The sequence below is a fragment of the Kitasatospora sp. NPDC059327 genome, assembly GCF_042752535.1.
Classification (GTDB): Bacteria; Actinomycetota; Actinomycetes; order Streptomycetales; family Streptomycetaceae; genus Kitasatospora.
The window spans coordinates 75,748-100,083 of the sequence record NZ_JBHYYB010000016.1; the positions used below are offsets into that span (position 1 = coordinate 75,748).

A 24,336-nucleotide genomic window follows, 5' to 3' on the forward strand; every position below is an offset into this window, starting at 1 on the left:
CGACTCACCAACGATATCCGTCCCCTGGGACAAGAAACGGTGCAAGCGAGCAGCGGCCAGGTTCCCCACGCTTGTTGATCTTCTTCCGGTTCAGGACACTGCCTGCCTGAGCCGCGCCGTCGGACTTCTCGGCCAGGCGCGCCGTGGTGGCTGTCTCGTCCGAGAGCTCAGCTGCGTCGACGAGCCGCGACAAGAATATGGGTACCCCCATCGCGGGCGCCGAGGCTGGCGCAAGCAGCGGTCTCGTAGGCGAGGAGTCGGCCCCAGAGCCTGGTGGACGGCGATGAGCCGACGCCGGCCACGTGTCCCCAGTCAGCACAGCGTTTCTGCCAGCGTACGGGGCGCACCATGGAAAACCTGTCGGGCGTGCCACTCTCGGTGCCGATCGGCGACGGATGGAACGCCCGATTGTGGACCTATCACCGGCTGCCCGGCGAGCACGTGCTGCCGGCTCGCCTCGCTGCGGCCGACGAAGCGCTGCGAGACGAGAATGCGGTGCCCCTCGCCCAAGCCCAGGATGCCCTTGTCGAAGAGCTTGTGGTGCAGCGCGCAGAGGCACAGGCCGTTGTCGACCTCGTCCGGGCCGTCGTAGGACCACCACCGCACGTGCGCGGCCTCCAGCCCGACGCTGCTGGCGCCGAGCATCCCGTCGTAGCCGCAGAAGGCGCACTGGAACTCGTACGCCGTCAGGACCATCTCGCGCATCCGGCGGTCCCGCTGCCGACGTGCAGCGGTCTCGGCTTCACCCAGCAGGCCGGCCACGGGCGCGGTCTCGGCCAGCTCCAGATCGAGGCCGACGGCCTCGCACAGATCGGTGTGCAGTGACGGCGGGAAGTTGATGTCCAGCAGTACGCGGGCCAGCCGCCCCAGCAGCGAAGGTTCCCTGATGAGCGCTGTGCGCAACTCCGGAACGAGTCTGCCGGTAGCACCACTGGACCGGAGAAGCCGGATGCCGGTTCCCGGACTTCCCGGCCCGTGGTCGGTCCGGACCTCCCACACTCCGTCATTGACCAGGTAGTGGAAGGGGTATGCGGGCGTCGTGGGATTCGGCGGCCCGTATTCGACCAACAGCCGCTTCAGCTCCTCCTCGACCACGCTGTAGCGCAGTTCGCTGTGGGTGTCCTGCTGGAAGCTGCCGAGAGCGTACAGCAGCAATAGCGGCTTATGCGGAGCGCGAACCTCGCTATTTGTCCACTGTCGCAGCTTCGCCACCCGATCGAGCCAGTCCATGACCGTCAGCGTAGTTCGTGGCACCGACGCCAACTACGCCCTGGGGTCCAGCGTCTGCACTCAACAAGGGTGATCGGTAGCCGAGTCGAACCGTCCAGGGGGGAAGCACCCGGGCACCTGAGTCAGCAGCGAGGCACCCCATTCTCCAAGTAGGAGGTTGCCGACGGGGATCGTGCGTCAATCGCGGCGTGGACTCGCCGGGCCAGACGAGGGATGAGGAGCTCGTCGATCTGGTCGGCGGTATGGAAGGCGCACTCGCCGATCTCCACTCCGTCCAGGTTGATCTCAACGTACGCCGCCCACTCGGCAGGTGTGGTCAACTATGCCCACTGCCGCCTTCCCAGGATGTGATTGCTGGTGAGCACTCAGGCCGACGGGCTCGCGCCGTGGAAGATCTACGGCGACCGCGTCGTTTATGACAACCCATGGGTACAGCTGGCGCTCGTGGACGTTGAGCCGCCTGGTGTGGCGCGCTTCGAGCATCACGTCGTCCGATTGAAGCTCGTGGCCATCGCCGCGGTGCTGGATGCCGATGACCGCGCGTTGATGCTCTGGCGGTACCGCTTCGTGCCGCAGTCCTGGGGGTGGGAGCTTCCCGGTGGCATCGTCGATCCCGGCGAGGACGGTCTCGGGGCTGCTCTGCGCGAGGTCGAGGAGGAAACCGGCTGGCGACCGGATCACCTCGACCACGTGGTTACCTTCCAGCCGATGATCGGCATGGTGGACTCGCCGCACGAGGTGTTCGTCGGCCAGGGGGCGACCCTCGTTGGCGCGCCCGAGGACGGTGAGGAGGCCGGCCACGTCGCGTGGGTTCCGATGTCCGAGATCCCGGTGCTCATGGCGAAGGGGAAGCTCATGGGTTCGGGAACCTTAGTGGCGCTCCTGCATGTCCTGGCTTCCCGAAGTCAGTGAGAGTTCGGGAGATCGCCACCCTCATCGCGATGCTTCGAACTTTCCGACCAGTTGGTCGATTCGGGCGCGTTGGCGGGCTGCCCCCGTGCGGTTGGCCAGGAGCCGCGCCTGACGTAGGTGGTTCATGGCCTCGTCCTGTTGCCCAGGTCGTAGTGGCGCCAGGCTCGTTCCATGGTACCGACGTCGAGTGCCTGCCACGCGGTCACTGTGGCTGCCCCGGCGAGTGCCCGAGCAATGGGTCCCTGGTGGATGTCCCGTCCGGTAACTCAGCCACGTCGCCGGGCCGCGACAAGAATATGGGTGCCCCCATCGCGGCCACCGAGGCTGGCGCAGGCAGCGGTCTCATAGGCGAGGAATCGCTCCCAGAGCTGCGGGGACTCCTCGATAACCGCCAGGACGTCCTGGTGTCGAACGTGGCGTCAGGAAAGCGGCTGTGAGGAGCGTCTCCCGTTAGCGGCAAAGGACCTTCGCGACGCTTTTCTCACGTGCAGGCTGCTGCGCGTCTCGTAGCGTCAGCCCACGCACCGGCGAGCTGGGCGCGGAGATGGGCCTGGCGGGCGTGGTGGTGCTGCCGCTCCAGCCGCCAGGCGCAGAGGTGGCAGGCCGCGAGTGTGACGGTCTCGCCTTCAACGGTGAGTGTGCCCAACTCGGCGACTTGGGTGACTTCCTCACACTTGAAGCAGAACCCGGTCGTCCAGGCGAAGCGGAGTCGGAACTCGGCGGGAGGGTTCCGGTCACGTCGGGGTCTCACGTCCTGTCGCTCCAGCTCGACCGCGGTAGGGGGAGAGGGCTGGAAGAAGTGACGCCGCGGTGGTGGATCTCGCGCTCGATGACGAAGGCGACCTCGGGCCACGGCAGCGCCATCGGTGAGGTGAGGCTCCAGAATCCGTGGCTCGCCCGGACCAGGGCGCTGACCCCGAGCGGTGCGGCGTCCGCGGAGACGGCGGCAAGGACGCGGCGGAGTATCCCGCCGGCCCCTCGTGCCGCAGGGGCGATGCCGTTTCCGACGAGCAGCGTCGCGGTTCGAACGGCGTCGAGCACATCGGTGTCCACGCCGGCCGTCGCGAAGCGGCCGAAGGCCAGCTCCCACCAGGGGCGACAGGTGCGGGCCCAAGCCAGTCGCTCAAGGCCGGAGCCCAGGTCCACGGCCATGCAGCTGGGATCCGCGGCATTCCAGAGCAGGACGATGTCACCGATGGGAAGGTCCAGGTGCCGGAAGTGCACCGTGAGGCCGCAGACTTCGCGGCGTTGCCAGACGGCATTGCGGCCATGGATGGTGAGGTGTCTGGCGTGGAGGCCGATGCCGGACAACAGTGTGAGCCAGTGGTCGAAAATCCCGGTGAACTCGGCCGACCGAGTGACGGGTTCGATGCGCGAGATGTTGACGAACGAGGTGAGGAATCCCTCCTTCAGGGCGCCGATTTGGTCCCGCTCGCCGGTCAGGCGGACGACCGGCTGGGGGAGGTAGCCACGGCGGAAGACGTACGGCTTGCCGTCCTTGAGAAGGGGGTCGACTGCCTGGACGGCGGAGATCGTCAACTCGGTGTCCCGGCCCCACCGCATGGGCAGCGGTCTCGCGCGGGTGACGCCCGCCGCACGGAAGCCACTCTCCAGCTGGTGCAGCAGACCGGCCCACTCGGGCGGTCGACGGGGCGGCCGATACGGCGTCCCCCGGTGACGGTGACGGATCTCGAAGCGACCGTCGGCACCGTGCTCGATGTCCCACTGCGTGCCGAGCCCGAGGCGGTTGCTCAGGAGATCGAGCGGCCTCGACGGTGAGTCCGCGGTCAGCACGGCCTGGTCGCCAGAGCGCGGAAGTGCCGCTCGGGGTCGAACCGGTTCAGGCCGATGTCCTGCACGGTCGGTGCGTCCAATTCCAGGCACCGCTCGATCGCAGTGGCGAGCACCAGGGCCACGTCCTCGTCATCGTGCTCAGGATCGGCTCTGGCAACGGCTCCGGTGCTCTCGCACAGAGCCGCCTCCGCACAGGTGCCGTCTCGCCAGCAGAGTGCGGCGACAGGCGTGCCGGCTCGCAGGGACTCTCCGAACACGGCGGCGCCGGCCTCCACGTAGCTGCGTGAGCACGTGTAGACGTAGACCGAGGCATCGGAGAACGCGGCCGTCTTGGCCGCGCCTCCGACTTCGCCGACCCAACTGACGTGATCGGCCGCGAAGAGGGCCTGGTGCCGTCGCACGTAGTCGTTGTCGAAGACCGGTCCGACAATGCGTATCCGCCGACCGAGCAGTTGGGCCGCGCGCACCGCGAGGTGCGGCGCCTTCTCCTCGTCGATCCGGCCGAGCCAGACGAGGTCGCGGCCGGGCCTGGCGGGAGGTTCGGCTTCACCGAGCCCGAGGTGGACCGCGTGCTCCAGCACCGGCGTGTGGGCGGCGTACAGCCCCGCCATCTCGGGCGAGTAGCAGTACAGCCGGGAACGCCTCGCGTCGAAGGCGTCGGCGGCGTGCCGGAAGACCGGCGAGTGCTGGAAGGTCGCGACGTCGCAGTCGAGATCGGCCCAGACCCGGCGCCACCCGGGGAGCGACGGGTACTCGTGTCCGACCACGAGCAGGTCGTAGCCGGTGGAACGCAGGTCACGAGTCTGCCGGGTACCCGGCTGGAGGTCCTCCAGGCGGATCGGACGGGTGGTCCAGTCCGCTGCGAGGTCGGTCCTCCAGCCAGGGCCGAGGAGGTGTACGTCGGCGCCTGCGGCTCGGGCGCCTTCCGCCACTGCCCAGAGCCAGCGTTCGATCCCGCCGTAGCCGGCGGGCGGGAAGGTGTAGCTGCTGGGGAAGTCGCAGATGCCGACTAACACTTATGCCTCCGTTGTTCCGTCCGCCGAGATCCGGCGGAATCCGAGGTAGGGCACCAGGGCCTCGGGCAGGACGATGGAGCCGTCCTGCTGCTGGCACTGTTCGAGAAGGGCGGCCAGGGTGCGGCCGATGGGCAGCCCGGAGCCGTTGAGGGTGGCGACGGGCTTGGTCTTGCCGTGCTCGTCCCGGGTGCGGATGCCCGCGCGGCGGGCCTGGAAGGAGCCGCAGTCCGAGACGGAGGAGATCTCGCGGTAGGTCTGCTGGCTGGGCAGCCAGACCTCGATGTCGTAGGTGATCTGGGCGGAGAAGCCGAGGTCGCCGGCGGCGAGCTGGACGACCCGGTAGGCCAGGCCCAGCTCCTTGAGGCAGGCTTCGGCGTGGCTGAGCATCTTCTCCAGCTGGGCCTGCGAGTCCTCGGGGTCGCAGATGCGGACCATCTCGACCTTGGAGAACTGGTGCTGGCGCAGGATGCCGCGGGTGTCACGCCCGTAGGAGCCAGCCTCCGAGCGGAAGCAGGGGGTGTGTGCGGTGAGGGCCAGGGGGAGTTCGGCGGGCGGGATGATCTCGTCCGCGTAGAGGTTGGTGAGCGGGACCTCAGCGGTCGGGATCAGGAAGAGCTCGCGCTCCCCCATGCCGGTGGCGAAGAGGTCTTCCTCGAACTTCGGGAGCTGACCGGTGCCGGTCATGGTCTGCCGGGTGACGAGGTAGGGGACCGCGTGCTCGACGTACCCGTGGCGCTTGGTGTGCAGGTCCAGGAAGAGCGTCGCCAGGGCGCGCTCGATGGCGGCGCCGGCTCCGCGCGAGACGCTGAACCGGGAGCCGGAGAGCTTGCTGGCCCGGGTGAAGTCGAGGATGCCGAGAGCCTCACCGAGGTCCACGTGGTCCTTCGGCTCGAAGGAGAAGGACGGCGGCGCGCCGAACCGCCGGATCTCGACGGCGTGCTCGTCCGAGTCGCCGTCCGGGGTGCTGTCGAGCGGGAGGTTGGGGATGGTCAGGAGGAGGTCGCGCAGTTCCTGCTGGGCCTGGTCCTGCTCGGCCTCGGCCGAGCGGATCGACTCCTTGAGGTCTCGGGCCTGGCCCTTCAGGGCCTCGGTGTCGCCACCCTGCCGAGCCGCCTGCTGGACCTCCTGGGCGACCCGCTTCGACTCGGCCCGCAGATCGTCGGCGCGGGTGATGAGCTGAGATCGGCGGGACTGAAGAGACTCCAATGCAGAGAGATCCAGGGTGTAGCCGCGGCGGGCGAGGCGGCGGACCGCCTCGGAGCCCATCTCGATCAGGGCGCGGGGATCATGCATGGGAGTTCGTCTCCTCCAGCTGGGCAGATGGTCCATCGAAGGTAGCAAGTACGCGCCGGTCTTCTGGCCTCGCCGCCCATCCGCCCGCAGCGTTGGTCTTCTCCTCCTCCGTGTCTAGGGCGTCCAGCAGGGCCGTGATCAGGTCTTCGAGTTCGCTGTCCTCGATTCTGGTCAGGTACAGGCAGCGCACCTCGTCGAAGAAGATCGGCATGGCCCGCCCCGGGCTCTCGCGCATAGTCCGTCTCTGCCATCGGATCACGGAGGCCAGCAGCCCGTGCGCGACGACCACCCGGGCTGAGGGCAGCTGGAGGGCGCTGCGAAGGCCGCGCAGCATCCTGCGGATGGCTTCGCGTTGGGACTCGGCAGCACCGGGCGGCTCTTCCCAGGGGCCGGCGTTGACGAGCCAGCGCGCGTACTCCGTGAAGGGTCCGCCTTCGAACTGCCCGTAGTCCACTTCGTTGAACGCGGGCTCGACCTTGACGGGTTGGTCGGCGTCGCCCATGAGCAGCCGGGCCGTCTCGCTCGTACGGGCGAACGCCGAGGTGAGCCAGCTGCTTGGCTGGACGGCGGCGAGCACGCCGCTGCCGGTCCGGCAGGCGACGCGACCCGCTGGGTCGAGTGGGAGATCGACCGTCGGGTCGCCGTTGACGCGGTGAGTCGTGCTGTAGCGGGTGCTGGCGTGGCGCAGGAGGTAGGTGGTCATGTCCGGCCGGTCCTCTCCGGCAGCGCGGTGAGGTCGAGGTCGGCGGCCAGCCCCGCGATCACCCGCTCCATCGTGGGGGCACGGTGGTCCTCCACCTCACGGTAGTAGAGGAGCCCGTCCACGCAGAGCGCGAGGCTCCAGTGGCGCAGCCGCCGTGGATCGAGATCGGCGGTGACGGCGGCGGTCTCGAACCGGTCGCGGGTGCCGGCGCCCAAGTTGTAGTAGACGGTCCAGAACGCCCAGTCGAAGATCTCGTCCCCGGTCATCGGCAGGGGGTCCGCCAGGACGGGCTTCCTGTCGTGGTCGAAGAGGACGTTCTCCCGGTAGACGTCCGCGTGGAGGACCGTTGCCCGCGTTTCGTCGGGGTGCAGCCCGGTGACCAGACTCTCGCCAAGTCTCGCCCAGTCGACCTCCGCCTGGGGGCGTTGCGCCGCCAGGCGCCGGTGCACTCGCGGGATCAACTCGCCGTCGAGGTAGTCGCGGAGGCCGGGAAGCGCTGCGGCTGTGGCCGTGGCAGTCGCGCCTCGGCCGATGCGGTGCAGTTGCCGTAGTGCGGCGGCGACGTCCTCGTGCTCGTGGTTCGCCGGTCCGGCGGCTCCGCCGGGTACGGCGGCCACCACCTCCAAGGCGGCGATTCCGAGGTCGTCCGCGTGGTTGAGCACCTTGACGGCCGGCCCGTCGGCCCAGATCCCCAGCGCGGCCACCTCGTTGCGGTAACGGCTGTGCTCCGGCCACGCCTTCAACAGCACCTCGCGTCCGCTACCGCGCTCGTGCGCCACCATCAGCAGCGAGGCGTGCCCGGCGTCGTGGTAGCGGTGGAGGATCAACTGCCAACGTTGCGCGGCTTCGTCGAAGCGCTCGGGTGCACAGGCGAGCCACCCGTGCACCCCCTGGCCGTAGTGCTCCCGAAGGCGCTGCCAGGCGCTGCGCGGAGGCAGGAGGGTGCGCGATTCGGTGGGCATCAGCTGAGCCGGACGCCGTGGTGGACGAGTTCGGCAGTGAGGTCCGGGAAGCCGCCGAGGGCGAGGGCGACCTGGGCCTGCACCTTGTCGATCTCGGGGTCCTCGGCCGAGAGCCGGACCAGGACCTTCCATGGCTGGTCGAGTCGCTGGCCGGTCGCGCTGACCAGGTGGACCTCGGCGTAGCTGCCGGTCTCCTCGTACAGGCGCTGGGCGAGCCGGGTGGCCGCCAGGTTGTAGAGCTTCCCGACGTGGTAGACGGGGTTCTTGCCGCTGGCGCCTTCGAGGTTCATCGGGCGCAGCGGGGTGATCAGGCCATTGACCCGGTTGCCGCGACCGACGACACCTTCGTCGCCGGACTCGATGGAGCTGCCGGTGTAGGTCAGGTAGAGCTCGTCCTTCTCCGGGACGTCGCGGGCGTTGAGGAGGAAGGTGACCTCGACGCCCGCGAGGTGCTGCTCGGCGAACCGGGCGCACTCAGCCAGAACCTCCTCCTTGTTGGCGAGGTACGCGGCCCGGTCGGGCACATGCTCGGACTTCTGCGGGACGCACAGGATGGCCTCGGCCTTCGCGCCGTCGAAGTGCCCCATCAGCTTCACGTCGGAGCCGCACCACGGGTTCGCCCGGGTGAACTCACTGACGCCGGACAGGTGGTTGACCAGCGCATGGGCGAACTGCTCGAACGGGGCCATCGGGGCCCAACCGGTGCCGAGCGAGGTGTCGTTGGCGAGCAGGGTGTGGCGCTCACGCAGGTCGTCCACCGAACGGGGTGCGAACCAGCGCGATCGATCGGTGCCGCTCTCGTCGGTGACGACCGCGCCGGGGCTGGGGTTGCTGGTGATGTTGAAGACCAGGTCGAGGTGGCCGACGAGCTCGGGCAGGCGGTCGTGGAAGAAGGCCTCGACGGCCTGCTCGACCAACTCCCGTACCGGGATGTCCTCGCCGCCACAGGCGTACGCGGCCCGTCCGTTGACCAGCACCTTCGCCGGGGCCGTCATCCGCCCGGCGCCGTAGCGGACCTCGCAGGAGCCACCGAGCAGGGCGAGCTTGTCGAAGTTGTGGTGGAGCACGGCGCCGAAGCGGTCGAGCGTGTAGCGGCTGTACGCGCGGGAGAGCTCCTCTGCCAGGTGGTCAGCGAGGGTGTCGGGGTGACCGAGCCCCTTGCGTTCCAGCAGGACGAGGTCGGTGGGGAGCTGACGCCCGGTCTCGATGGTGATGCTGCTGTGCTGCACGGTCGTGCTGACTCGCTGCATGGCGATCTCCTCTTCCGTCGGTCCGGCTACGGCAGTAACCAGCGGGGTTCGGCGCGTAGTTGCACCGAACACCTGCACGTCAGGCTCGTAGCGGTGTGTAATGGGCGCTTAGCGCTCGGAGACATTCAGCCCTGCCGGCGAACGGCCCGACCAGTACCGGCATTCGGACAGCACCCGCTGTCCACAAGAGACGCCTTGGGGGATCAAGTGCCGCGACCACCGAAGCCTCTGGACCCCACCCGGTCCGCGGCTCACTGGCTCGGCGCGGAACTCCGGCACTGGCGGGAACTCAGGAAGCTGAGCCAGGACGAACTCGGTCGGCTGGTCCACCTCAGCGGGGACCTGATCAGCAAGTTCGAGCGGGCGGAACGACCGTGCAAGCTCCACCACACCCGGGCGTTGGACGCCGCCCTGGACACCGGCGGCGTGCTCTCGCGGAGCGTGGCGCTGGCCGAGGCTGAAATGGACAACCGCTCCGGGGAAATGGACAAACGGCCTGCTGCGGCCGTCAAGGCTCCCCGAGGAGCGCGGCTCGGGGGCACGCTGGAGGGGTCAACTCACGCTCCCGAGTGGAACGAGTCCGACCCCATGGAACGACGCAACTTCCTCACCGCGACGGGCGCCGCCATCGCCGCCGGCCCGCTGGCCCAACTGCTGACCTCCACCTCGGCCGCCGCCGTTCCGACGACGGTTCGGCCCGCCGATGTCGAGCAAATCCGCGACGCTGCGACCACACTGCGCGGCTGGGACAATCTCTACGGCGGTGCCGGCGTAGTCCGCGAGACCGCGCTGGCCCAGCTCAACTGGGCTGCCGGACTGCTGAACAGTCGTTGTCCGGCCCCGCTGCGAGCCGAGCTGTTCGGTGCCGTCAGCCGCCTGGCGACCGTGGTCGGCGCGGCTGCCTTCGACTCCTTCGCCCACGACGACGCCCAGCGCCTCTTCGCCTTCGCCACGGCGTGCGCGGAGGAAGTGGACAACTGGCCGTTGCGGGCCATCTCCTACAACCTCCGCTCCCGCCAGGCCATCTGGCGCGGCGACCCCGACTCCGGTCTCACCCTCGCCGAGCTCGGTCTCGCGCGCGCCGACCGCCTCTCCGCCGCCGAGCAGTCGATGCTCCACAACGCCCGCGCCCGAGCCCTGGCCAAGATGGGCCGCACCCAGCAGACCCTGGCCGCGATCGGCACGTCCGACGACTCGTTCGCTTCGATCGCCCCGGCGGCCGAGGGGCCGTGGATGGCGTACTACGACGGCGCCCAGCACCACGGAGATACCGGCCACGCCCTCTTCGACCTCTCCCTCGCCAGCCATCCGCCGCAGGAAGCCCTCCGGCGGCTGCAGGCGGCGGTGGACGGCCACGGCGAGGGGTTCGCCCGCTCGCGCGCGTTCTCCCGCACCAAGCTCGCCACCCTCCAGATGGCGGCCAGCGACCCCGACCAGGCCTTGGCCGAGGGCCGCACCGCGCTTTCCGAGGTCAGCGACCTCCGGTCGCTCCGGGCCAACTACGAGCTGGCCGAGCTCGCCCGCGTCGCCCACCGTCATCGCAGCCTCCCCAACGTCCGGGATCTGCGCGAACAGATCGCCGCTACGGTGGCGGTGTGAGCAGCCTCGAAGACTCCCGCGCCCTGCTACTCAAGGCCTGCGCGGAAATCGGCCTGTCCGCAGTCGGCGCCGAACCGATCCGGATCGGGGAGAACGCGCTGTGGCGGCTGCCGCACGGGATCGTGGCCCGTATCAGCCGCCCTGGCCAAGCCGCTGCCGCAGTCCGCGAACTGGCTGTCGCCCGCTGGCTGTACGACTGCGGGGTGCCCGCGGTGCGCCCGCTCGCGCACCTGCCGGAGCCACTCATTGTGGACGGCAACCCGGTGACCTTCTGGCACGAGCTCCCCCCACACCAGCCAGGGGCAGCCGCCGACATCGCACCGCTCCTCCGGCACCTCCACGAACTCCCCATTCCCCCCTTCGCTTTGGGCCACCTCGACCCATTCGTCCGGCTGGCCGCTCGGATCGACGCCGCCGCAACCCTCGACGACGACCAGCGACAGTGGCTGCGCAACCGCTTGGCCGAACTCGAAACGGCGTGGCGGGGCCTCCGGCCGAGCCTGCCGACGAGCGTCATCCACGGCGACGCCTGGCGCGGCAACGTAGCGGTCACCCCCACCGCCAGGTACCTGCTCGATTTCGAACGGACCTCCCTGGGGCCTCCCGAGTGGGACCTCACCGCCACCGCCGTCGGCTACGGCAGCTTCGGCTCGGTTTCGGACAGCGAGTACGCCGACTTCTGCGAGGCGTACGGAGCCGACGTGATGACCTGGGCCGGCTACCCGGTACTGCGGAGCATCCGCGAGCTCCGGGTCACCTGCTTCGCTCTCCAGCACGCGGCAGCCGATCCAACCCGACACCGGGCAGAAGCCCACTACCGTCTCTCCTGCCTGCAAGGGCAGAGCAGTCCACGCCCGTGGGGCTGGACAACTGTCAGCTGAGATGTCGATGAGAGGGACGAGCCCGACCGTGATGACTGCACCCGTGATCCGCAGCGATGTCCCCGGATCCTTCGCCTGGGGTGTCTTCCACGAGCGGCACCCGAAGCTCGTCCAGCAGGTTCTCGACGCACTGCCGTACGGGCCGAGCGAGCGAGCCGCGATCGAGGAGCTCCTCGCCGAGAGCACTGACGGTGTGCTGCAACCGCTCAGCACCGGTGCCCACGATCACCAGCAGTGGCTGGAGTGGGGTGAGGGCCTGTTCGGACGGCCGTGGGGCGATGCGCCGTTCCTGTGGGCCGAGAGCTACTTCTACCGCAGGCTGCTCGAAGCCACCGGCTACTTCCGGCCCGGGACTTGGCAGGGCATCGACCCGTTCGCACCGTTCAAGGACGCCGAACTCGCCGGCCCGGCCGTCGACGCCGAGCTGGCGGCCCTCGGCGACCTGCCCTCGGACTTCACCGACAAGCGAGCCGCCGCGCTCCTCTCCTCGGCGCTCTGGGGCAACCGCGCCGACCTGAGCTTCCAGATCACGGCGGAGGCCGGAGGGTCGGTCGCGTCCGACCTGGTGGCCGACGACAACGAGTCGCTCTGGGCCGAGCTGGAGCGGGCCGAAGGCGGGCGTGTCTGCGTCGTCGCGGACAATGCCGGCCGGGAGCTCCTGCCGGACCTGGTGCTGGTCGACCACCTCCTGGCTTCCGGCCTGGCAGCGCAGGTCGTCGTGTACGTGAAGCCGCAGCCGTACTACGTGTCGGACGCGACGATGGCCGACGTCCTCGCCACCATCCAGCGCCTGCGCACCGCCGCCACTGCGGCTGCCGGGACGATCGGCGAACGGCTGTGGCGGGCGATGAACAGCGGCGCGCTCGTGATCCGCACGCACCCGTTCTTCTGCGCACCGCTGCCGTTCCACGACATGCCCGCCGACCTCCGGTCCGAGTTCGCCGACACAACGATGACGATCCTCAAGGGCGACCTCAACTACCGTCGGCTCGTTGGCGATCAGCTGTGGCCGCCCATTACCGCGTTCACCGAGGTGGCCAGCCACTTCCCCTCAGCCGTCACGGCCCTGCGGACGCTGAAATCGGACGTGATCGTCGGCGTCGACGCTGCCGTCGTCGCTCAGCTCGACCGCGCCGGGACGCCGTGGCGCACCAACGGCCGCCACGCCGTCATCCAGGTCGACCTCCGCCGGTAGCCGAAGCGCCTACCCGTATGCCCGCTGCCCTCGCTCGTCCGCGCGTCACGCGATAAGCGTGGAAAGTGCACAGCGGCGGGTGCGGCGTGGACGTCAGTCCAGGTTCCAGGTCGTTCCGGCGAGGAGTACGTCGAAGGCGAAGGCTCTCATGGCGGTGTCGAAGTCGTCCCATTCGTGCTCGGGTTCGACGTAGTGCCAGTCGAAGGCGGCTCGGGTGAGGTCGGGCTCGTGCCATTCGTGTTCCGCGTCCAGTCTGCGCGTGTTGCGCTGCAGCTCTGCGCGGGCTCGAATCTCCGTCCTCGGGGCCTACTGGCGAGGAGTGCCCTGGAACGCCAGCCGGGCATTGGCGCGCTGACATACAGTCACTTCGGCACGGTCGACAGGCCAGTGAGGGGACCATGACCAGCGAGATAACGCCTATAACGGCGAAGGAGTCGGCCGCCAAGCAGTGGTTTGAGGCGCAGAAGCGCAAGGAAGACGAGCGCCAGAGGCGCGCCAAGGACGAGCAGTGGCGCAAGAAGCAGACCGCGCAGGCCAGCGCCGACACCGTCGCGGCACTCCAGGCGAAGGCCGCGAAGAAGCGGGAAGAAGCCGCCAAGGCCGCCAAAGCGGTCGCGAAGGCCCTCGCGGAAGAGCAAGCCCGCCAGGAGAAAGCGGCCAGGAAGGTCGCCGAGAAGGAGAAGGCCAGGGCCGCGAAGAAACGGCAGAAGGCCGAGCATGCGGTGCGCATCCAGCACGTTCGGAAGCCCACGAAGAACCCGAGCCGCAAGCCTGTCCAGTCGGTCCCCCCAGGCACCTACTCCTACAAGCTCATGCAGCAGCACGCCGCCCGCATGGACGCCGAGCAGAAGGTGATGTTCGCCGAGGAGCTGCGCCGAAACGGTATCGAGCTGCGTCCGGCCGCCCCGCGTTCCGGCCAGGTGCGGAGGGAAACGCCTCCCGCAGTTCCGGCGCGGAGTGCCGGGAGAGGACGGGCACTTCCTGAGCTGGACCGCGAGCGCTACGAAGACCCGGTTCCCGATCCCGCTGTGGTCATGGCGGCGAAGCTGCGTGGGGGCGGAACCGTTCCGCTGCCTCCCGATATGCCGCAGGGGCGGGACGATGACGACGAGTGGCGGCCCCACGACCGGCGCGGACCGTATGGGCAGCGTCGGCGACGCAAGAACTGATTGGGCGACCTGGCCACGCAGTTGCCGCCGCTGACCGTGGTTGCTCCCCTCGGCCCCTCAGCAACGCGGCCTGCTGCAACACGGGAAACGTACACGGAACTCGTGGGCGCAGCGGCAGCGGCCGAAGATCTGGTCGTGGACGGCGAGGAGGAGCCAGTCGCGGCGGGCGTGGCAGCCGGTTCAGGTGATGGTGACGCCGCGGGGGTTGAGCTCGGCGGGGTGCGGGACGGCGCGGATGACGGCACGCGCGGGTTCGGGGGCGGGGTTGTAGAAGTCGTGGTCGTAGTCGGTCATGCGGTCCCTTCAGGTCGGCAGCGGGGCAGCAAGGGACCATACGACGTGCGCTGCGGGAATGGATCCCTCCCAGCGAGAAGGACATCGAATCGACACCGTCAGCTTGCTGCAGGGTAGTTGTGGCGCTCCGGCTGAGCCGGATTCCTCGGGTCGGTCTGCTTCGTTGGCTGGGTCCTGCTTTCGGCGGCGGCTGACGGGTGACGTCCGTGCTGGGCGGGATCGGTGGGTGGGGGTTGGTGGGCGGGCGCGGAGGCGCCGTACCCGCCCACCTGGGTTGGTCAGCGCGTCCGGCGCACCTGGTCAGGTGCGACCGGCGCCGGCGGTGCGATGACCGGGGCAACCGGTGTGCCCGTGGTGCGGCTGGTGGTGCGGGCGCGGGCTGCCCTGGTGCGCAGTTCGTCGGGGGTTGGGGCCGGTGCGGGGGTGGGGAGGTTGGCGTCGCGGCGGATCCGCCAGGTGAGGACGGCGGCGGGTGAGTCGGCGGTGGCGAGTTCGCGGCGCCCGGCGGCGTTGGTGAGCAGGGTGGTCGGGTTGTGGCCGACGGCTTCGGCCTGGGCGAGGGTGGCGGCGAGGGCTGCCCAGTTCTCCTCGGCGAGGAGGCGGGTGGCCTGGTCGGTGGGCAGGGTTCGGCGGACGGCGTCGGCCTGCCGGTCGTGGTCTGACTTCGGGAGGAGTCGGCCTTCGAGGGTGAGGTGGGCGATCGGTTTGGCCGCGTGCCGGGTGTAGGCGGCGCGCAGGTGGTCGGCCGCCGTGCGGGCGGCGGCGGCCTGGTGGCGGTGGCCTTGGGCGGCGTGCCACTTGGCGATCACGATGGCGAGCAGGACGAGGCTGGTCAGGATCGTGGCGGCGGCCGTGCCGTCCTCGCCTCGGCCGGTGGCGGGTCCGGCGTGGAGGAGTTCGCGGGCGGCGGAGCGCATCGCGCGCAGGTCGGCGCCGACGGCGCGGGTGTGGGCGGTGCGGGTGTACTCCAGGGCTCGTGCGGCCTGGTGAAGTTCCTTCCTGCTGAGGGTCGGGCTGGTGGCGGCGAGCGTGTCGAGGACTTCGAGGCCGCCTCGGATCACCGCCTCCGCGCGGGCGGCGTCCTGGTCGTCGTCGAAGGCCGGGTAGGCGCGTTCGATGGTGGTGCTGGCCCGGTGGCGGCCGTCAGCGGGCCAGGTTCGGGGGTCGGGTGTGGGGAAGGCGGGTTCGTCGACGCCGAGGGCGAAGCGTGCCTGGATCTTCGGCTGGGTGAGGTCGGAGGCGAGCTTGCTGCCGGAGAACCAGATCGGTCCGCTCTCGTCGCCGGTGGGGAGGGCGAACTTGTAGCCAGTCACGTCACCGGAGGGCGCGCGGCGCACGCCGAGGAGCACGCCCTTCGCGGCAAGCCGGGCGGCGAACTCCTCCTCGTCCACAGCCCCGGCCAGGGCCTGGCGTACGGCGGTGCGCAGGCGGTCGCGGTCAGTGCCCTCCTAGCCGAGGCGCTGAGCCTTGTGCAGCTCCTTGCCCTTGGCGCGCTTGGGGATCGCATCCCGGTATTCGCGGGTGCGGGTGTCGGAGAGGTCCTTGAGCTTGTACTCGCGTTCGATCTCTGTGAGTTCGTCCTCAACGCGGTACTGGTCACCGCGCAGGCGGGCCTGCGTGAGGTCCGCCCGGACGACGGTCGCGAGGATGTGGATGTGGTCGTCGGCGTGGCGCACGGCGATCCAGCGGCAGCCGTTCGGGTCGCCGTCCGGCGCGATGGCGGCGGCAGCCACGATCCGGCGGGCGATGGTGCCCCACTCCTCGTCGCTGAGGATGCGGTCGGTCGGGTCGGCGCGCACCGGGCGGTGGTAGACGTGCTTGGTGACCGGCTTGCCGTAGCGGACGACGTGCAGGTCGAGCGCGTCGCGCAGTTGGACGAGGATGGCATCGGGGTCGCCCGGGTCGCGGCCGGGGTCGGGCGCGAAGCCGTCCCAGGACGCGACGATATGCGCATCGGTGTGCTCGTTGGCCTTGCCGGGACCGAAGAGGTACTTGAGCGCGCCGAGCGTCTTGGACCCGCGCAGGGGCTTGCTGATCACCGGCGCTTCGCCTTCGCCAGGCGCATGGCCGAAGCGTCGACCTCCGCGACGGCCATGCGGACCTCGGCGACCAGGGCCAGGGCCCTGTCGAGGACGGCTGCCGCAGGTCCCGGTTCGACGCCGATGCCAGCGTTGAGCCGGTAGGCGATCTGGTTGGCGTTGTTGCCGACCGGCGCCAGCTGGCCGCGTGCCGCGTCAAGCGCCATGATGGCCCGCTCCAGACACTCGTCGCGGGTGGTGATGCCGGTGGAGTCATCGGCCAGAGCCCGGCGCTCCAGGTAGGCGGCAACGTTCAGTTCGGCTGCGGCGGCCAGCTGCTCGATGCGCGTCTTCTGGGCTTCGGTGCAGCGGAAGCCGACCTTCTTCGGCAAGGGGTTATCGGGGTCACGGCGGCGACGCTTCGGGGCGCGCTGTGTGCGGCTGGCGGCGCTCGCGGACGGGCTGGCGACGGGGAGCGTCAGCACGTCGGCGATGGGCTCGGGCGGCGTGTTGGTGGGCTTCTCCTTCTTCGCCGCGCCCTCGCGGTGAAGGTCCGGTGCTGCCGCCCTCGGCAGCTCCGGCTCGTCCTCGCCCTCCTGGGCGGGGGCGTTGGCGTGCCCCGTAGGGGCCTCGTACGCACTCGCTTGCTCCGCCAGGGGCAGGGAGGTGGTCAACTCCGTTGCGGTCCTGGGAGTTTACAGGCTTCCCGAGCAGGCTGTTCAGGGTTCGGCGGACGGCGTTCACGCGTGTTGTTCCTCGGTGGCGGCTGGCGATTCGGGCTGGTGGGTGTGTGGTGGGCAGTTTCCGGGTGGTTGCCGGTTTGGCCGTGCCGGAATTCGCAGGTATGGGCGACGTGTCCCACGCGGCCTTCCCGGGAGCGACCGCCGCGTCGGACTGTGCCCGCGCTGCGAGTCGAATCCGGCCGGGCGCACTGACCGGGCGGCGCTGGCCTTCTGCCGAATGCGGCGGGGGTCGGCAGAAGTCGGTGTCCGGCTGACCGACCGGGCCGGTCAGCCGGACACGGGGCTGGTCAGTCGGCCTCGGGGCGCGGAGGGTTCTGTTCGTCGGCTTGCTCCTCGCGGAGCTTTCGCACCAGCTCGGTGAGGCGGGTACTGCCGAGCGGAAGGCCGGCGTCGCGGACGGCCTGTTCGACGATCGCGCGGGTGAGACGGCCCTCGGCGGCGACCGCCGCGCGGCCCACCTCCAGCAGTCGCTCCATCGGCGCGCCCGGCGGACGCCCGATCGGCTTGTTCTCCGCCCCGGCGGCGCCATCGGCCTGGGAGTCCGGGGCATCGACCGGCCGGTCGTCGACTTCTGCCGGTTCGGGATCGGGCAGCGCGTCCCGCCACTCGGCAGGCAGAACTCCGGCGGCCGACAGGAGCGCTAGGAGCGCGTTCTCGTCGCTGCGGTCCTCCGCCCGTTCCGGCCCGAGCTCCGGTTCAGGGTCGGCGGTCACCAGGTCGGCAGAAGTCACGGTGAGCGGAAGGGCGTTCTGCTCAGCGGGAGCGGTTACGGTGTCGTGCCCGTGGCGGGCGATGAGGATGTAGAGGTGGACGGCGCCGCCGAGGGCAAGCGGGGCGAGCGTGGACAGGACGCCAACGACGGTGTCGGTGAGCCTCAGCCCGCTGCCGGTGGTGGGCAGTTGGTTGAGGCGGACGGCGTGCAGGGCGTTGGCCCAGACGCTGGTGGCGGTCGCTCCGGCGAAGAGTGTCCAGGCGTAGGCGCGGGCGGGCCATCGGGCGTCGCGCAGGACGAGCAGGGCTCGGACGCCGTAGGCGATGAAGCCGTCGACGATGATCGGGAACAGGTAGGTGAGCGGGCCGCGGACGTGGGTCGCGCCGGCCATCTGCCGCAGGGCGTCGTAGGACAGGACGAAGCCGAGGACGCCGAGCAGGGCGACGGCGAGGCGGTCCCAGACGGTGGCCCGGGCGGACGGGGTGTGGGCAGGGGGTATCGCGATGGTGGTCAAGGGTGGTGCTCCAGGGGTGGCCTCGCCGCAGGCGGGCGTGGCGAAGCGGCGAGGCGGTGGTGGGGTGAAGTTCGGGGAGGTCGGCGCACCGGCCAGGGCAAACCGGCACCGGCGCCGGTCAGGCGGCGCGTAGCCTGCGGCGGTCGGTGCCGGTGAGGATGGCGCGTTCGCACATCTCGGCGAGGCGGGAGGCGGTGCGGTCGCCGAGGGCGTTCTTGATGTCGCCGGGCGCCAGGTTGGTGGTGAAGATCGTCGGGAGCAGGTGCTCGTAGCGGTGGTCGACCAGCCGCAGGGTGAGCTCCTCGGTCCACTCGGACGCCTTGGCGGCGCCGAGGTCGTCGAGGACCAGCAGCGAGCAGGTCATCAGATCGCGCATCTCCCGCTCGGTGTCCGTGCCCTGGCGGGGCCGCTGGGAGGCGTACAGCTCCGTGGCGGTGAGCTTGGTCCAGCGCAGACGCACACCGGCCTTCAACAGGCTGCGGATCGCCCCGTACGCCTGGTGGGTCTTACCCGAGCCAGTGGATCCGGCGATCAGGAGCGAGGGCCCCTGGGCGATGCCCGGGGTGCCGCCGGGGCCGGGTCGGCAGGCCAGGGTGACCTGCTGGACCCAGGTCGTGACCTCCGGGTGGTCGGCTTCGGCGAGGCGGTAGCGCGGCGGGATGCGGCGGTCGGCGAGCTCCAGCGCGGTGGAGGGCTGGTCGGCGTCGGGCAGCGGCCGGTCGGGGTCGATGCCCTTGGCGGCCAGCATCCGTTCCAGGCGCAGGACTGCGCCGGAGGCCGGCTGCGGCTCGCGACGCTCGTTCGCGCGGCGGGGGTTGGGCAGGCTGGTCACAGGTCCCCCTCGTAGTAGTCGCGGGCGTCGGCCGGGTTGGCGAAGGGCCGGTACGGCGCGCGGGCAGCGCTCTGCCCGGTGCGGGTGGCCCCGGCGGGTTGGGCGTTGATCGCCTCGTGGACCATGCTCGGCAGCACGCTCGGGCTCATCGGCTTCGCCGCGTACAGCCGCAGCCCGGCGCGGATGTCGTCGTCGCTGGTGCCGCCGTCGAGCAGGTCCTTGATGACCTTGCCGAGGTGGCCCCGCACGTTGGCCGGTACCGGCTTCGGGCAGGTGGCGACGTACTCGGCCACCAGGTCGCCCGCGTTCACCGACGGCTTGCCGGTAGGCGCGGCGACCAGGACCGGGCCGTCCCGGTCAGGTGCTGCCGACGAGGGTGCCGGGGTGGGCGCGGCGTCGCCGCCCCCTTTAGGGGTAGATCCATGGTCCAAGGTCCATGGTCCAGGCACGACGTTCTCCGGAGCCCTCCGGAGGGACTCCGGAGAAGCCGTCTGACCTGCACCTTCGCTCGGAGCTGCCGCATTCGGCACTGGCAGGGCTACTGCGGGGGCGGGATCGGGGTCGGCGGAGAACGGCCGCTGGGCGGGGACGGCCTCCGCGAGGGTCGCGAGCGGTTCCGGAAGGCTCCGGAAGTTCTCCGGAGCCGGGCGCGCGCAGCCCTTGCCCTTGGCCTTGCACTTGCCGCACCAGCCGCCGCTCTCGTGGACGGGACAGGCGGGCAGGCGCGAGGGGGTGGGGTGGGAGATCTTCTGGTGCTCGTGCCACTTGGTGACGTGCAGGTACTGGCAGCCGTCGCAGCCGGTGTAGCGGCAGATCAGGCCGGTCTCGGCGAGCTGTCGCAGCTCGTCCTCGGTGTCGAGCGCGGTGTGCTCGGGCCGCAGCGACCACAGTGCGCCGTTGAGGACCGCCGCGTTGTCGCGGTGACGCCCCTCGTCGTCGGCCTGGGTGAGCAGGCACAGGAACGTGCGCTCGGCGGTCAGGGAGACCGATGCGAGATCCTCCGAGACGGGGTACTCGGGCTTGATAGTGCGGATGCGCGCCATGGCCTACCACCCCGCCTTCGGGGAGGAGGCGTGCGGAGTAGGTGCGCCGCACAGTGGCGACGCCGTACGCTGGAGCACGTTGGTCCTTCCTCGGTGCGCTCATGGGCTGCAACCCTGCACCGTGGCGGATCGTCGTGGATGGGCGGTTTTGGGACCTTTCGGGCCCTCGGTGTTGATAGCACCGGGGGCCTTCGGCCTTTTCGGGGTGAGCGCGACAGCGCGCCGCGATGCGGTTTGGCTTGACATGCGCTTCACTGTGCATCACTATGGCACCCTGGCGGCCGCTATGCAAGTCGCCTCAGGATCGGATGCGAGGTGAATTGATGGTCGGGACGGACGAGCCCACGGACGACACGACTGGCGAGCCGGAAGAGGAGCTGCCGGGAAGCGAGCCTGCAGGCCCGGAGGCCCCCGCCGGCATGAGCGAGGAGAACGCGGCCGAGCGCGTCCGAATGGAGCGCGAGCGCCGCGGCTGGAGCACCGGCGAGCTGGCCAAGCGCATGGCCGAGGCCGGCTACCCGATCAACCAGTCCTCGGTCTGGCGCATCGAGAGCGGCGAGCCGCGCCGACGGATCAACCTCGACGAGGCGATCGGCTTCGCCAAGGTCTTCGACCTGCCCCTTGAGGACCTCCTCGGCCCGCCGACCTCTCCCGAAGAGAAGATCATGCAGGAACTCGCCGACCACGTGGTCCAGGGCTACCGACTGGCCGCGCAGGGCGCCGAGTTCACGACCAAGGCTTTGACAGCCGCCGAGAAGTACTGCCAGGACTTCCCCCACAACCGCAAACGGCTGCGCGGGAAGATCGCGATCGGCCTCTCCTTCGAGTACCGCAGATACGCGCCCACGCCGCTGGTGCAGGAGTTCCTGCGGGGCGGCAAGATGCCGTCCGAGCCGGTCCACACCGACGAGTAGCCCGGCGGGGTCGGTCACCCGGGCCACCATCGACCGTTCGCCAGGACCGCTCGAGATCGTCTTTGGAAAACGGCCGGGGCCGCTCCTACCGTGCTCACGAGCCCGACCAGCCATTTGGCGCGGCCGGGATCCAGAGCTAACGTCACACCCCACGCGGCCACCAACCGCGCAACGCCCATCCACGACGTCGACCACGGTGCAGGGTTGCAGCCCGCCAGCCACCGAGGAGGGAACCGCATGCCGCCCCAGCAACACCCAGCCTCAGGCTGCGGCTTCTGCTCGGCCACCACCGCGCGGTTCGTCGCGGACTCCGTCGCCACTGCCCCCAGCACCTCCCCCAGACCCATCTGACGGGTCTGTCCCCAGCTGCCGTCCGCAGCCCGCAGGCCACCTGCGCTGGACACCGACGCAGCTTCTCCGCCGTACCGCCGCGACAGATCGCGGCCGGTCCGACTCCCGCGATCTCGATGCTGTCGTCCGATCGCCGCCTTCTCGCTACCGGTCGGGAGCCGCCCCTCCCCCAACCGCCCATCCACGATGTCGCCATGCGGTAGCCCGGGTTGCAGCCCGCCGGCCACCGTAAGAGGAGCCACATGCCCCAGCTGTCTCTCCGCGCTGCCCAGCCGGACGCCTGCTCTGCGGCCACCTACCTGAAGGCCATTCAGGCCCCAGCGACGGCGGCTCGGTCAGCACTGGCCACTACCAGCTTCCCCCGTTCCAGCCGCGCGATCGACGGCTCGCTCACAGCGCTGCGTGAGCGGGAGTCCGCCGGTGGCAAGGACACGCGCAAGCGGGTCGACCCCTCGGTGGCGCCGGCGGTCTTCGCGCCCAGCGACGCAGTCGTGGGCCGCTTCCACACCGGCCGCCGAATCGACAACCGCCCTGAGTCGCTGCCCAACTGGCGGGTCTCCACCACCATCCCGGAGACTGCTGCCGCGATCTCCCAACTCCTCGGCGGCGCAACGGCCGACGACTGGACCCAGGGGGTAGTGACCGGTTCGCCTGCGGTTCGTGTCGTCCTCGACGGCGCGGACTCCGTCACGACAGAGCTTCGGCTGTGGGGGCCGAAGGGACTCGTTCACCACTGTGACGGCGTCGTGTTCCTCTCGCCGACCGAGGTCCAGGGGACTCCGTGTGGCTGCCCCGAGTCCTCCGAGGAACGGGCGGCGCTGGCGAAGAAGCTGCAGGCTCCACAGCCTGCGACCACCGTGGTCTTCCGACTGGCGGGGCGCTACGACCTCGGACGGTTCGAGTTCAGTTCGCCCTCTCGGCTCCTCGCCGACGCGGCGGTCACGACCCGCGCCCAGCTCGCCGGTATCGCGGGGGAAGCCCTCTGCGAACTGGCACTTGAGCTCGTCACGGTCACGGTGGGCGGTGGCGTCGAGGTCTCGTACCGGAAGCCGACGCTGACGGTCCTCGGCCCCTGGAGCTAGGGCCCCCCATCGCAGAGGCGGCCCCGGACATCCCTTGTCCGGGGCCGCTTTCACATGTCGGCGTCTGTCACAGCACGCGCTGTCCCTCGCCGTCGTCGGCCGCCTCCCGACGCTTGGCGAACTCGATCTTCACCCGCTGGTGCACCGGCAAACGGCCCCCGCGCTCCGGGGCCTTGAACACCGTGATCCGGTCCACGAACAGCTTGACGAACTTCCTGCGCTCGGCGAGGGGGGCGCTCTCCCACCACGAACCCGGGCCGATGGGGTCGGCCGCCGGGTCCTCGGGCAGCCACTCGGCGATGGGGATCACCGGTGTCGCCGCCTCCTCCAGTACGGCGATCCTCGCCTCGGCCGCCTCCAGGAGGTGCAGGAGCGCGGCCTCTTCCGTGACGAACCTCCGCCGGCCGATGTCTCCCCGGAAGCCGCCCGCCTTGCGGTCGTCGTAGAGCTCCTCAAGCGCCCTCACCGCATCAGCACGCTCCGCGACGAGCGTCGCGCGTTCCCGCGAACGCTCCGGCAACTCGGTGGCGACACCGAACCTGCGCGTCGCCTCGGCGAGAACCGCCAGGGCCTCGTGGTCGTGCTCGACCTCCCTCAGCAGCTCGAAGATGCTCCGTGCCACGTGGTCGTCCAGTGCCGCCTGACTGACCGTGCACTCTCCGGCGTGCTGGCCGGGCAGCATCTTCCGCCGGCGGCACCGGTACGACCGCTTGACCGCCTTGGCGCTGTCGGCGTGGGAGGTCTTCACCGATCCGCACTCGCAGTACAGGACCTCCATCGCGGACAGCAGCGACTCGCCCCGCGAGAGCCCCTTCCCGCGGCCTCGCGCGTCAAGCCACTCCTGCAGCTCGTACCACTCCACGGGCGGGATGATCGCCTCGTAGATCTGGAGCGGAAGCATCGTCTCGGGGTCGCGGAGGATGCGGTAACTCTCCACCGTGCTCGTGGATTTGCCGTTCTCGCCGACCTTGTAGACGGGTACGGCGGCGAACCCGGCTATCCGGGGATCCCTGAGGATGCGCTTGACGGTCTTGGTGTCCCACGCGCTGTCCTTCGTCTTCTTGCCGTAGGTCGCGCCGCGCGTGGGCACGACGACCTCGTTGTTCATGCTGTTGACGATCCCGCCCAGCGAACCGGGGTGGCGGCGCCGCTTGGGGTCGTACACCTGGTCCTTGTGCTTCTTGATCGTCGCCCAGATGTCACGGATGACCCCCGGCTCGTTCGTGGTGTGCACGAGGGTCTGGATGACGATCGGCCGACCGTCCGCCGTGAGCCTGGTCTCGGCCTTCAACTCGAAGCCGTACGGCGCCTTGCCGCCGATGTACCCGCCCAGGTCGAGTGCCATGGCCTTGGCGCCCCGGACGGCGACGCTCTTGTTCTTGCTCTCGTTGTGGGCCTGGTCCAGCCGCATGAACATGTGGATCAGGTCCACCAGGTTGCCCTTGCGGAACTCGCCCTCGGTGACGCTGACGATGGTGACGCCGAGGTTCAGCAGCTCGACGACGACCGGGATCGCGTCGAGCGGGTCGAGGCGCGAGAGGCGGCTGACGTAGTAGACGACCAGCAGGTTGATCCGGCCCGCCCGGCAGTCCTGCAGCAGCTTCTCGAACTGCGGCCGCTCGACTCCGGTGAACGCCGAGATGCCCAGGTCCTCGTAGTAGGCGACCGACTTGGCGTTGCGGCGCCTGGCCTCGGCCGTACCCAGCTCGCGCTGGGTCGTGGTCGAGGCTTCACTGGCGTTCTCGCGCGCGTCGGACTGGCGCGCGTAGACGGCCGCGTGGACGTCCAAGCCGGTGATCACTGCTGGTGCTGACATGAGTGCTGATGTT

At 70.1% G+C, this 24,336-nt stretch carries 21 protein-coding genes; 7 read left to right on the forward strand and 14 right to left on the reverse strand.

Translation table 11 applies throughout. From position 1 onward, the window contains the following. Positions 1-312 precede the first annotated feature (312 nt). Complete coding sequence (locus tag ACFXHB_RS12910) at positions 313-1,230, reverse strand: phosphorothioated DNA-binding restriction endonuclease (protein WP_380574076.1); 918 nt, start codon at positions 1,228-1,230, stop codon at positions 313-315. A gap of 351 nt (positions 1,231-1,581) precedes the next feature. Here ACFXHB_RS12910 and ACFXHB_RS12915 point away from each other — a divergent pair, with 351 nt between their 5' ends. Then, a complete protein-coding gene (locus tag ACFXHB_RS12915) occupies positions 1,582-2,142 on the forward strand; it encodes an NUDIX hydrolase (RefSeq protein WP_380574077.1) in 561 nt (186 codons plus the stop codon). 747 nt (positions 2,143-2,889) lie between these two features. Here ACFXHB_RS12915 and ACFXHB_RS12920 read toward each other — a convergent pair. From ACFXHB_RS12920 to ACFXHB_RS12945, 6 genes are read right to left on the reverse strand one after another with little or no spacing between them, the layout of a single operon-like run. Then, positions 2,890-3,936 (reverse strand): hypothetical protein, encoded by a 1,047-nt coding sequence (locus ACFXHB_RS12920; protein WP_380574078.1) that lies wholly within the window; start codon positions 3,934-3,936, stop codon positions 2,890-2,892. Beyond that, positions 3,930-4,952, reverse strand: a complete 1,023-nt coding sequence (locus ACFXHB_RS12925) for a glycosyltransferase (protein ID WP_380574079.1) — start codon at positions 4,950-4,952, stop codon at positions 3,930-3,932. The genes ACFXHB_RS12920 and ACFXHB_RS12925 overlap by 7 nt, the downstream gene beginning before the upstream one ends. Continuing rightward, on the reverse strand, positions 4,953-6,245 hold the full coding sequence (gene serS / locus ACFXHB_RS12930; RefSeq protein ID WP_380574080.1) for a serine--tRNA ligase: 1,293 nt from the start codon (positions 6,243-6,245) through the stop codon (positions 4,953-4,955). Next, complete coding sequence (locus ACFXHB_RS12935; protein ID WP_380574081.1) at positions 6,238-6,948, reverse strand: histidine phosphatase family protein; 711 nt, start codon at positions 6,946-6,948, stop codon at positions 6,238-6,240. The genes serS and ACFXHB_RS12935 overlap by 8 nt, the downstream gene beginning before the upstream one ends. Beyond that, positions 6,945-7,910 (reverse strand): aminoglycoside phosphotransferase family protein, encoded by a 966-nt coding sequence (locus ACFXHB_RS12940; protein WP_380574082.1) that lies wholly within the window; start codon positions 7,908-7,910, stop codon positions 6,945-6,947. The genes ACFXHB_RS12935 and ACFXHB_RS12940 overlap by 4 nt, the downstream gene beginning before the upstream one ends. Further along, positions 7,910-9,160 carry a methionine adenosyltransferase gene (locus tag ACFXHB_RS12945; RefSeq protein WP_380574083.1) on the reverse strand — a complete coding sequence of 417 codons (1,251 nt, stop codon included), beginning with the start codon at positions 9,158-9,160 and terminating at the stop codon, positions 7,910-7,912. Before ACFXHB_RS12945 ends, ACFXHB_RS12940 begins: the two co-directional genes overlap by 1 nt. A gap of 207 nt (positions 9,161-9,367) precedes the next feature. Between ACFXHB_RS12945 and ACFXHB_RS12950 the strand changes: the two genes are divergently transcribed. The 4 genes from ACFXHB_RS12950 (at position 9,368) to ACFXHB_RS12965 (ending at position 14,004) form a co-directional block, all read left to right on the forward strand. Then, complete coding sequence (locus tag ACFXHB_RS12950) at positions 9,368-10,759, forward strand: helix-turn-helix domain-containing protein (RefSeq protein WP_380574084.1); 1,392 nt, start codon at positions 9,368-9,370, stop codon at positions 10,757-10,759. Beyond that, positions 10,756-11,640, forward strand: coding sequence for a phosphotransferase (locus ACFXHB_RS12955; protein ID WP_380574085.1), 885 nt, complete (start codon positions 10,756-10,758; stop codon positions 11,638-11,640). Before ACFXHB_RS12950 ends, ACFXHB_RS12955 begins: the two co-directional genes overlap by 4 nt. Positions 11,641-11,671: 31 nt before the next feature. Further along, positions 11,672-12,835, forward strand: a complete 1,164-nt coding sequence (locus ACFXHB_RS12960; protein ID WP_380574086.1) for a damage-control phosphatase ARMT1 family protein — start codon at positions 11,672-11,674, stop codon at positions 12,833-12,835. Between the two features lie 398 nt (positions 12,836-13,233). Next, a complete protein-coding gene (locus tag ACFXHB_RS12965) occupies positions 13,234-14,004 on the forward strand; it encodes a hypothetical protein (RefSeq protein WP_380574087.1) in 771 nt (256 codons plus the stop codon). A gap of 572 nt (positions 14,005-14,576) precedes the next feature. Here the strand turns inward: ACFXHB_RS12965 and ACFXHB_RS12970 are convergent. From ACFXHB_RS12970 to ACFXHB_RS12995, 6 genes are all read right to left on the reverse strand, one after another. After that, on the reverse strand, positions 14,577-15,689 hold the full coding sequence (locus ACFXHB_RS12970; RefSeq protein WP_380574088.1) for a hypothetical protein: 1,113 nt from the start codon (positions 15,687-15,689) through the stop codon (positions 14,577-14,579). A gap of 57 nt (positions 15,690-15,746) precedes the next feature. After that, the gene (locus ACFXHB_RS12975) at positions 15,747-16,337 is read right to left on the reverse strand and encodes a relaxase/mobilization nuclease domain-containing protein (RefSeq protein ID WP_380574089.1); all 591 of its coding nucleotides are present in this window, start codon (positions 16,335-16,337) and stop codon (positions 15,747-15,749) included. Further along, positions 16,334-16,990 carry a plasmid mobilization protein gene (locus ACFXHB_RS12980; RefSeq protein WP_380574090.1) on the reverse strand — a complete coding sequence of 219 codons (657 nt, stop codon included), beginning with the start codon at positions 16,988-16,990 and terminating at the stop codon, positions 16,334-16,336. Before ACFXHB_RS12980 ends, ACFXHB_RS12975 begins: the two co-directional genes overlap by 4 nt. Positions 16,991-17,346: 356 nt before the next feature. Next, complete coding sequence (locus ACFXHB_RS12985) at positions 17,347-18,285, reverse strand: DUF2637 domain-containing protein (RefSeq protein WP_380574091.1); 939 nt, start codon at positions 18,283-18,285, stop codon at positions 17,347-17,349. A 118-nt stretch (positions 18,286-18,403) separates the two neighbouring features. Continuing rightward, positions 18,404-19,033, reverse strand: a complete 630-nt coding sequence (locus tag ACFXHB_RS12990; RefSeq protein ID WP_380574140.1) for an ATP-binding protein — start codon at positions 19,031-19,033, stop codon at positions 18,404-18,406. Between the two features lie 80 nt (positions 19,034-19,113). Continuing rightward, positions 19,114-20,160, reverse strand: a complete 1,047-nt coding sequence (locus ACFXHB_RS12995; RefSeq protein WP_380574092.1) for a hypothetical protein — start codon at positions 20,158-20,160, stop codon at positions 19,114-19,116. Between the two features lie 419 nt (positions 20,161-20,579). On the opposite strand from ACFXHB_RS12995, the gene ACFXHB_RS13000 reads away from it, so the two are divergent. Next, on the forward strand, positions 20,580-21,074 hold the full coding sequence (locus ACFXHB_RS13000) for a transcriptional regulator (protein WP_380574093.1): 495 nt from the start codon (positions 20,580-20,582) through the stop codon (positions 21,072-21,074). A gap of 593 nt (positions 21,075-21,667) precedes the next feature. Beyond that, positions 21,668-22,507, forward strand: coding sequence for a hypothetical protein (locus ACFXHB_RS13005; RefSeq protein ID WP_380574094.1), 840 nt, complete (start codon positions 21,668-21,670; stop codon positions 22,505-22,507). A 67-nt stretch (positions 22,508-22,574) separates the two neighbouring features. On the opposite strand, the gene ACFXHB_RS13010 is transcribed toward ACFXHB_RS13005, so the two are convergent. Then, positions 22,575-24,323, reverse strand: a complete 1,749-nt coding sequence (locus tag ACFXHB_RS13010; RefSeq protein ID WP_380574095.1) for a recombinase family protein — start codon at positions 24,321-24,323, stop codon at positions 22,575-22,577. Between the last annotated feature and the right edge of the window lie 13 nt (positions 24,324-24,336).

What these genes read in the sequence shown, in the direction of transcription:
- ACFXHB_RS12910 (WP_380574076.1), bottom strand. Translation starts at nt 1,230, where the DNA reads ATGGACTGGCTCGATCGGGTGGCGAAGCTGCGACAGTGGACAAATAGC.
- serS (WP_380574080.1), bottom strand. Translation starts at nt 6,245, where the DNA reads ATGCATGATCCCCGCGCCCTGATCGAGATGGGCTCCGAGGCGGTCCGC.
- ACFXHB_RS12935 (WP_380574081.1), bottom strand. Translation starts at nt 6,948, where the DNA reads ATGACCACCTACCTCCTGCGCCACGCCAGCACCCGCTACAGCACGACT.
- ACFXHB_RS12940 (WP_380574082.1), bottom strand. Translation starts at nt 7,910, where the DNA reads ATGCCCACCGAATCGCGCACCCTCCTGCCTCCGCGCAGCGCCTGGCAG.
- ACFXHB_RS12945 (WP_380574083.1), bottom strand. Translation starts at nt 9,160, where the DNA reads ATGCAGCGAGTCAGCACGACCGTGCAGCACAGCAGCATCACCATCGAG.
- ACFXHB_RS12960 (WP_380574086.1), top strand. Translation starts at nt 11,672, where the DNA reads ATGACTGCACCCGTGATCCGCAGCGATGTCCCCGGATCCTTCGCCTGG.
- ACFXHB_RS12965 (WP_380574087.1), top strand. Translation starts at nt 13,234, where the DNA reads ATGACCAGCGAGATAACGCCTATAACGGCGAAGGAGTCGGCCGCCAAG.
- ACFXHB_RS12990 (WP_380574140.1), bottom strand. Translation starts at nt 19,033, where the DNA reads ATGCTGGCCGCCAAGGGCATCGACCCCGACCGGCCGCTGCCCGACGCC.
- ACFXHB_RS12995 (WP_380574092.1), bottom strand. Translation starts at nt 20,160, where the DNA reads ATGGCGCGCATCCGCACTATCAAGCCCGAGTACCCCGTCTCGGAGGAT.
- ACFXHB_RS13000 (WP_380574093.1), top strand. Translation starts at nt 20,580, where the DNA reads ATGAGCGAGGAGAACGCGGCCGAGCGCGTCCGAATGGAGCGCGAGCGC.
- ACFXHB_RS13005 (WP_380574094.1), top strand. Translation starts at nt 21,668, where the DNA reads ATGCCCCAGCTGTCTCTCCGCGCTGCCCAGCCGGACGCCTGCTCTGCG.
- ACFXHB_RS13010 (WP_380574095.1), bottom strand. Translation starts at nt 24,323, where the DNA reads ATGTCAGCACCAGCAGTGATCACCGGCTTGGACGTCCACGCGGCCGTC.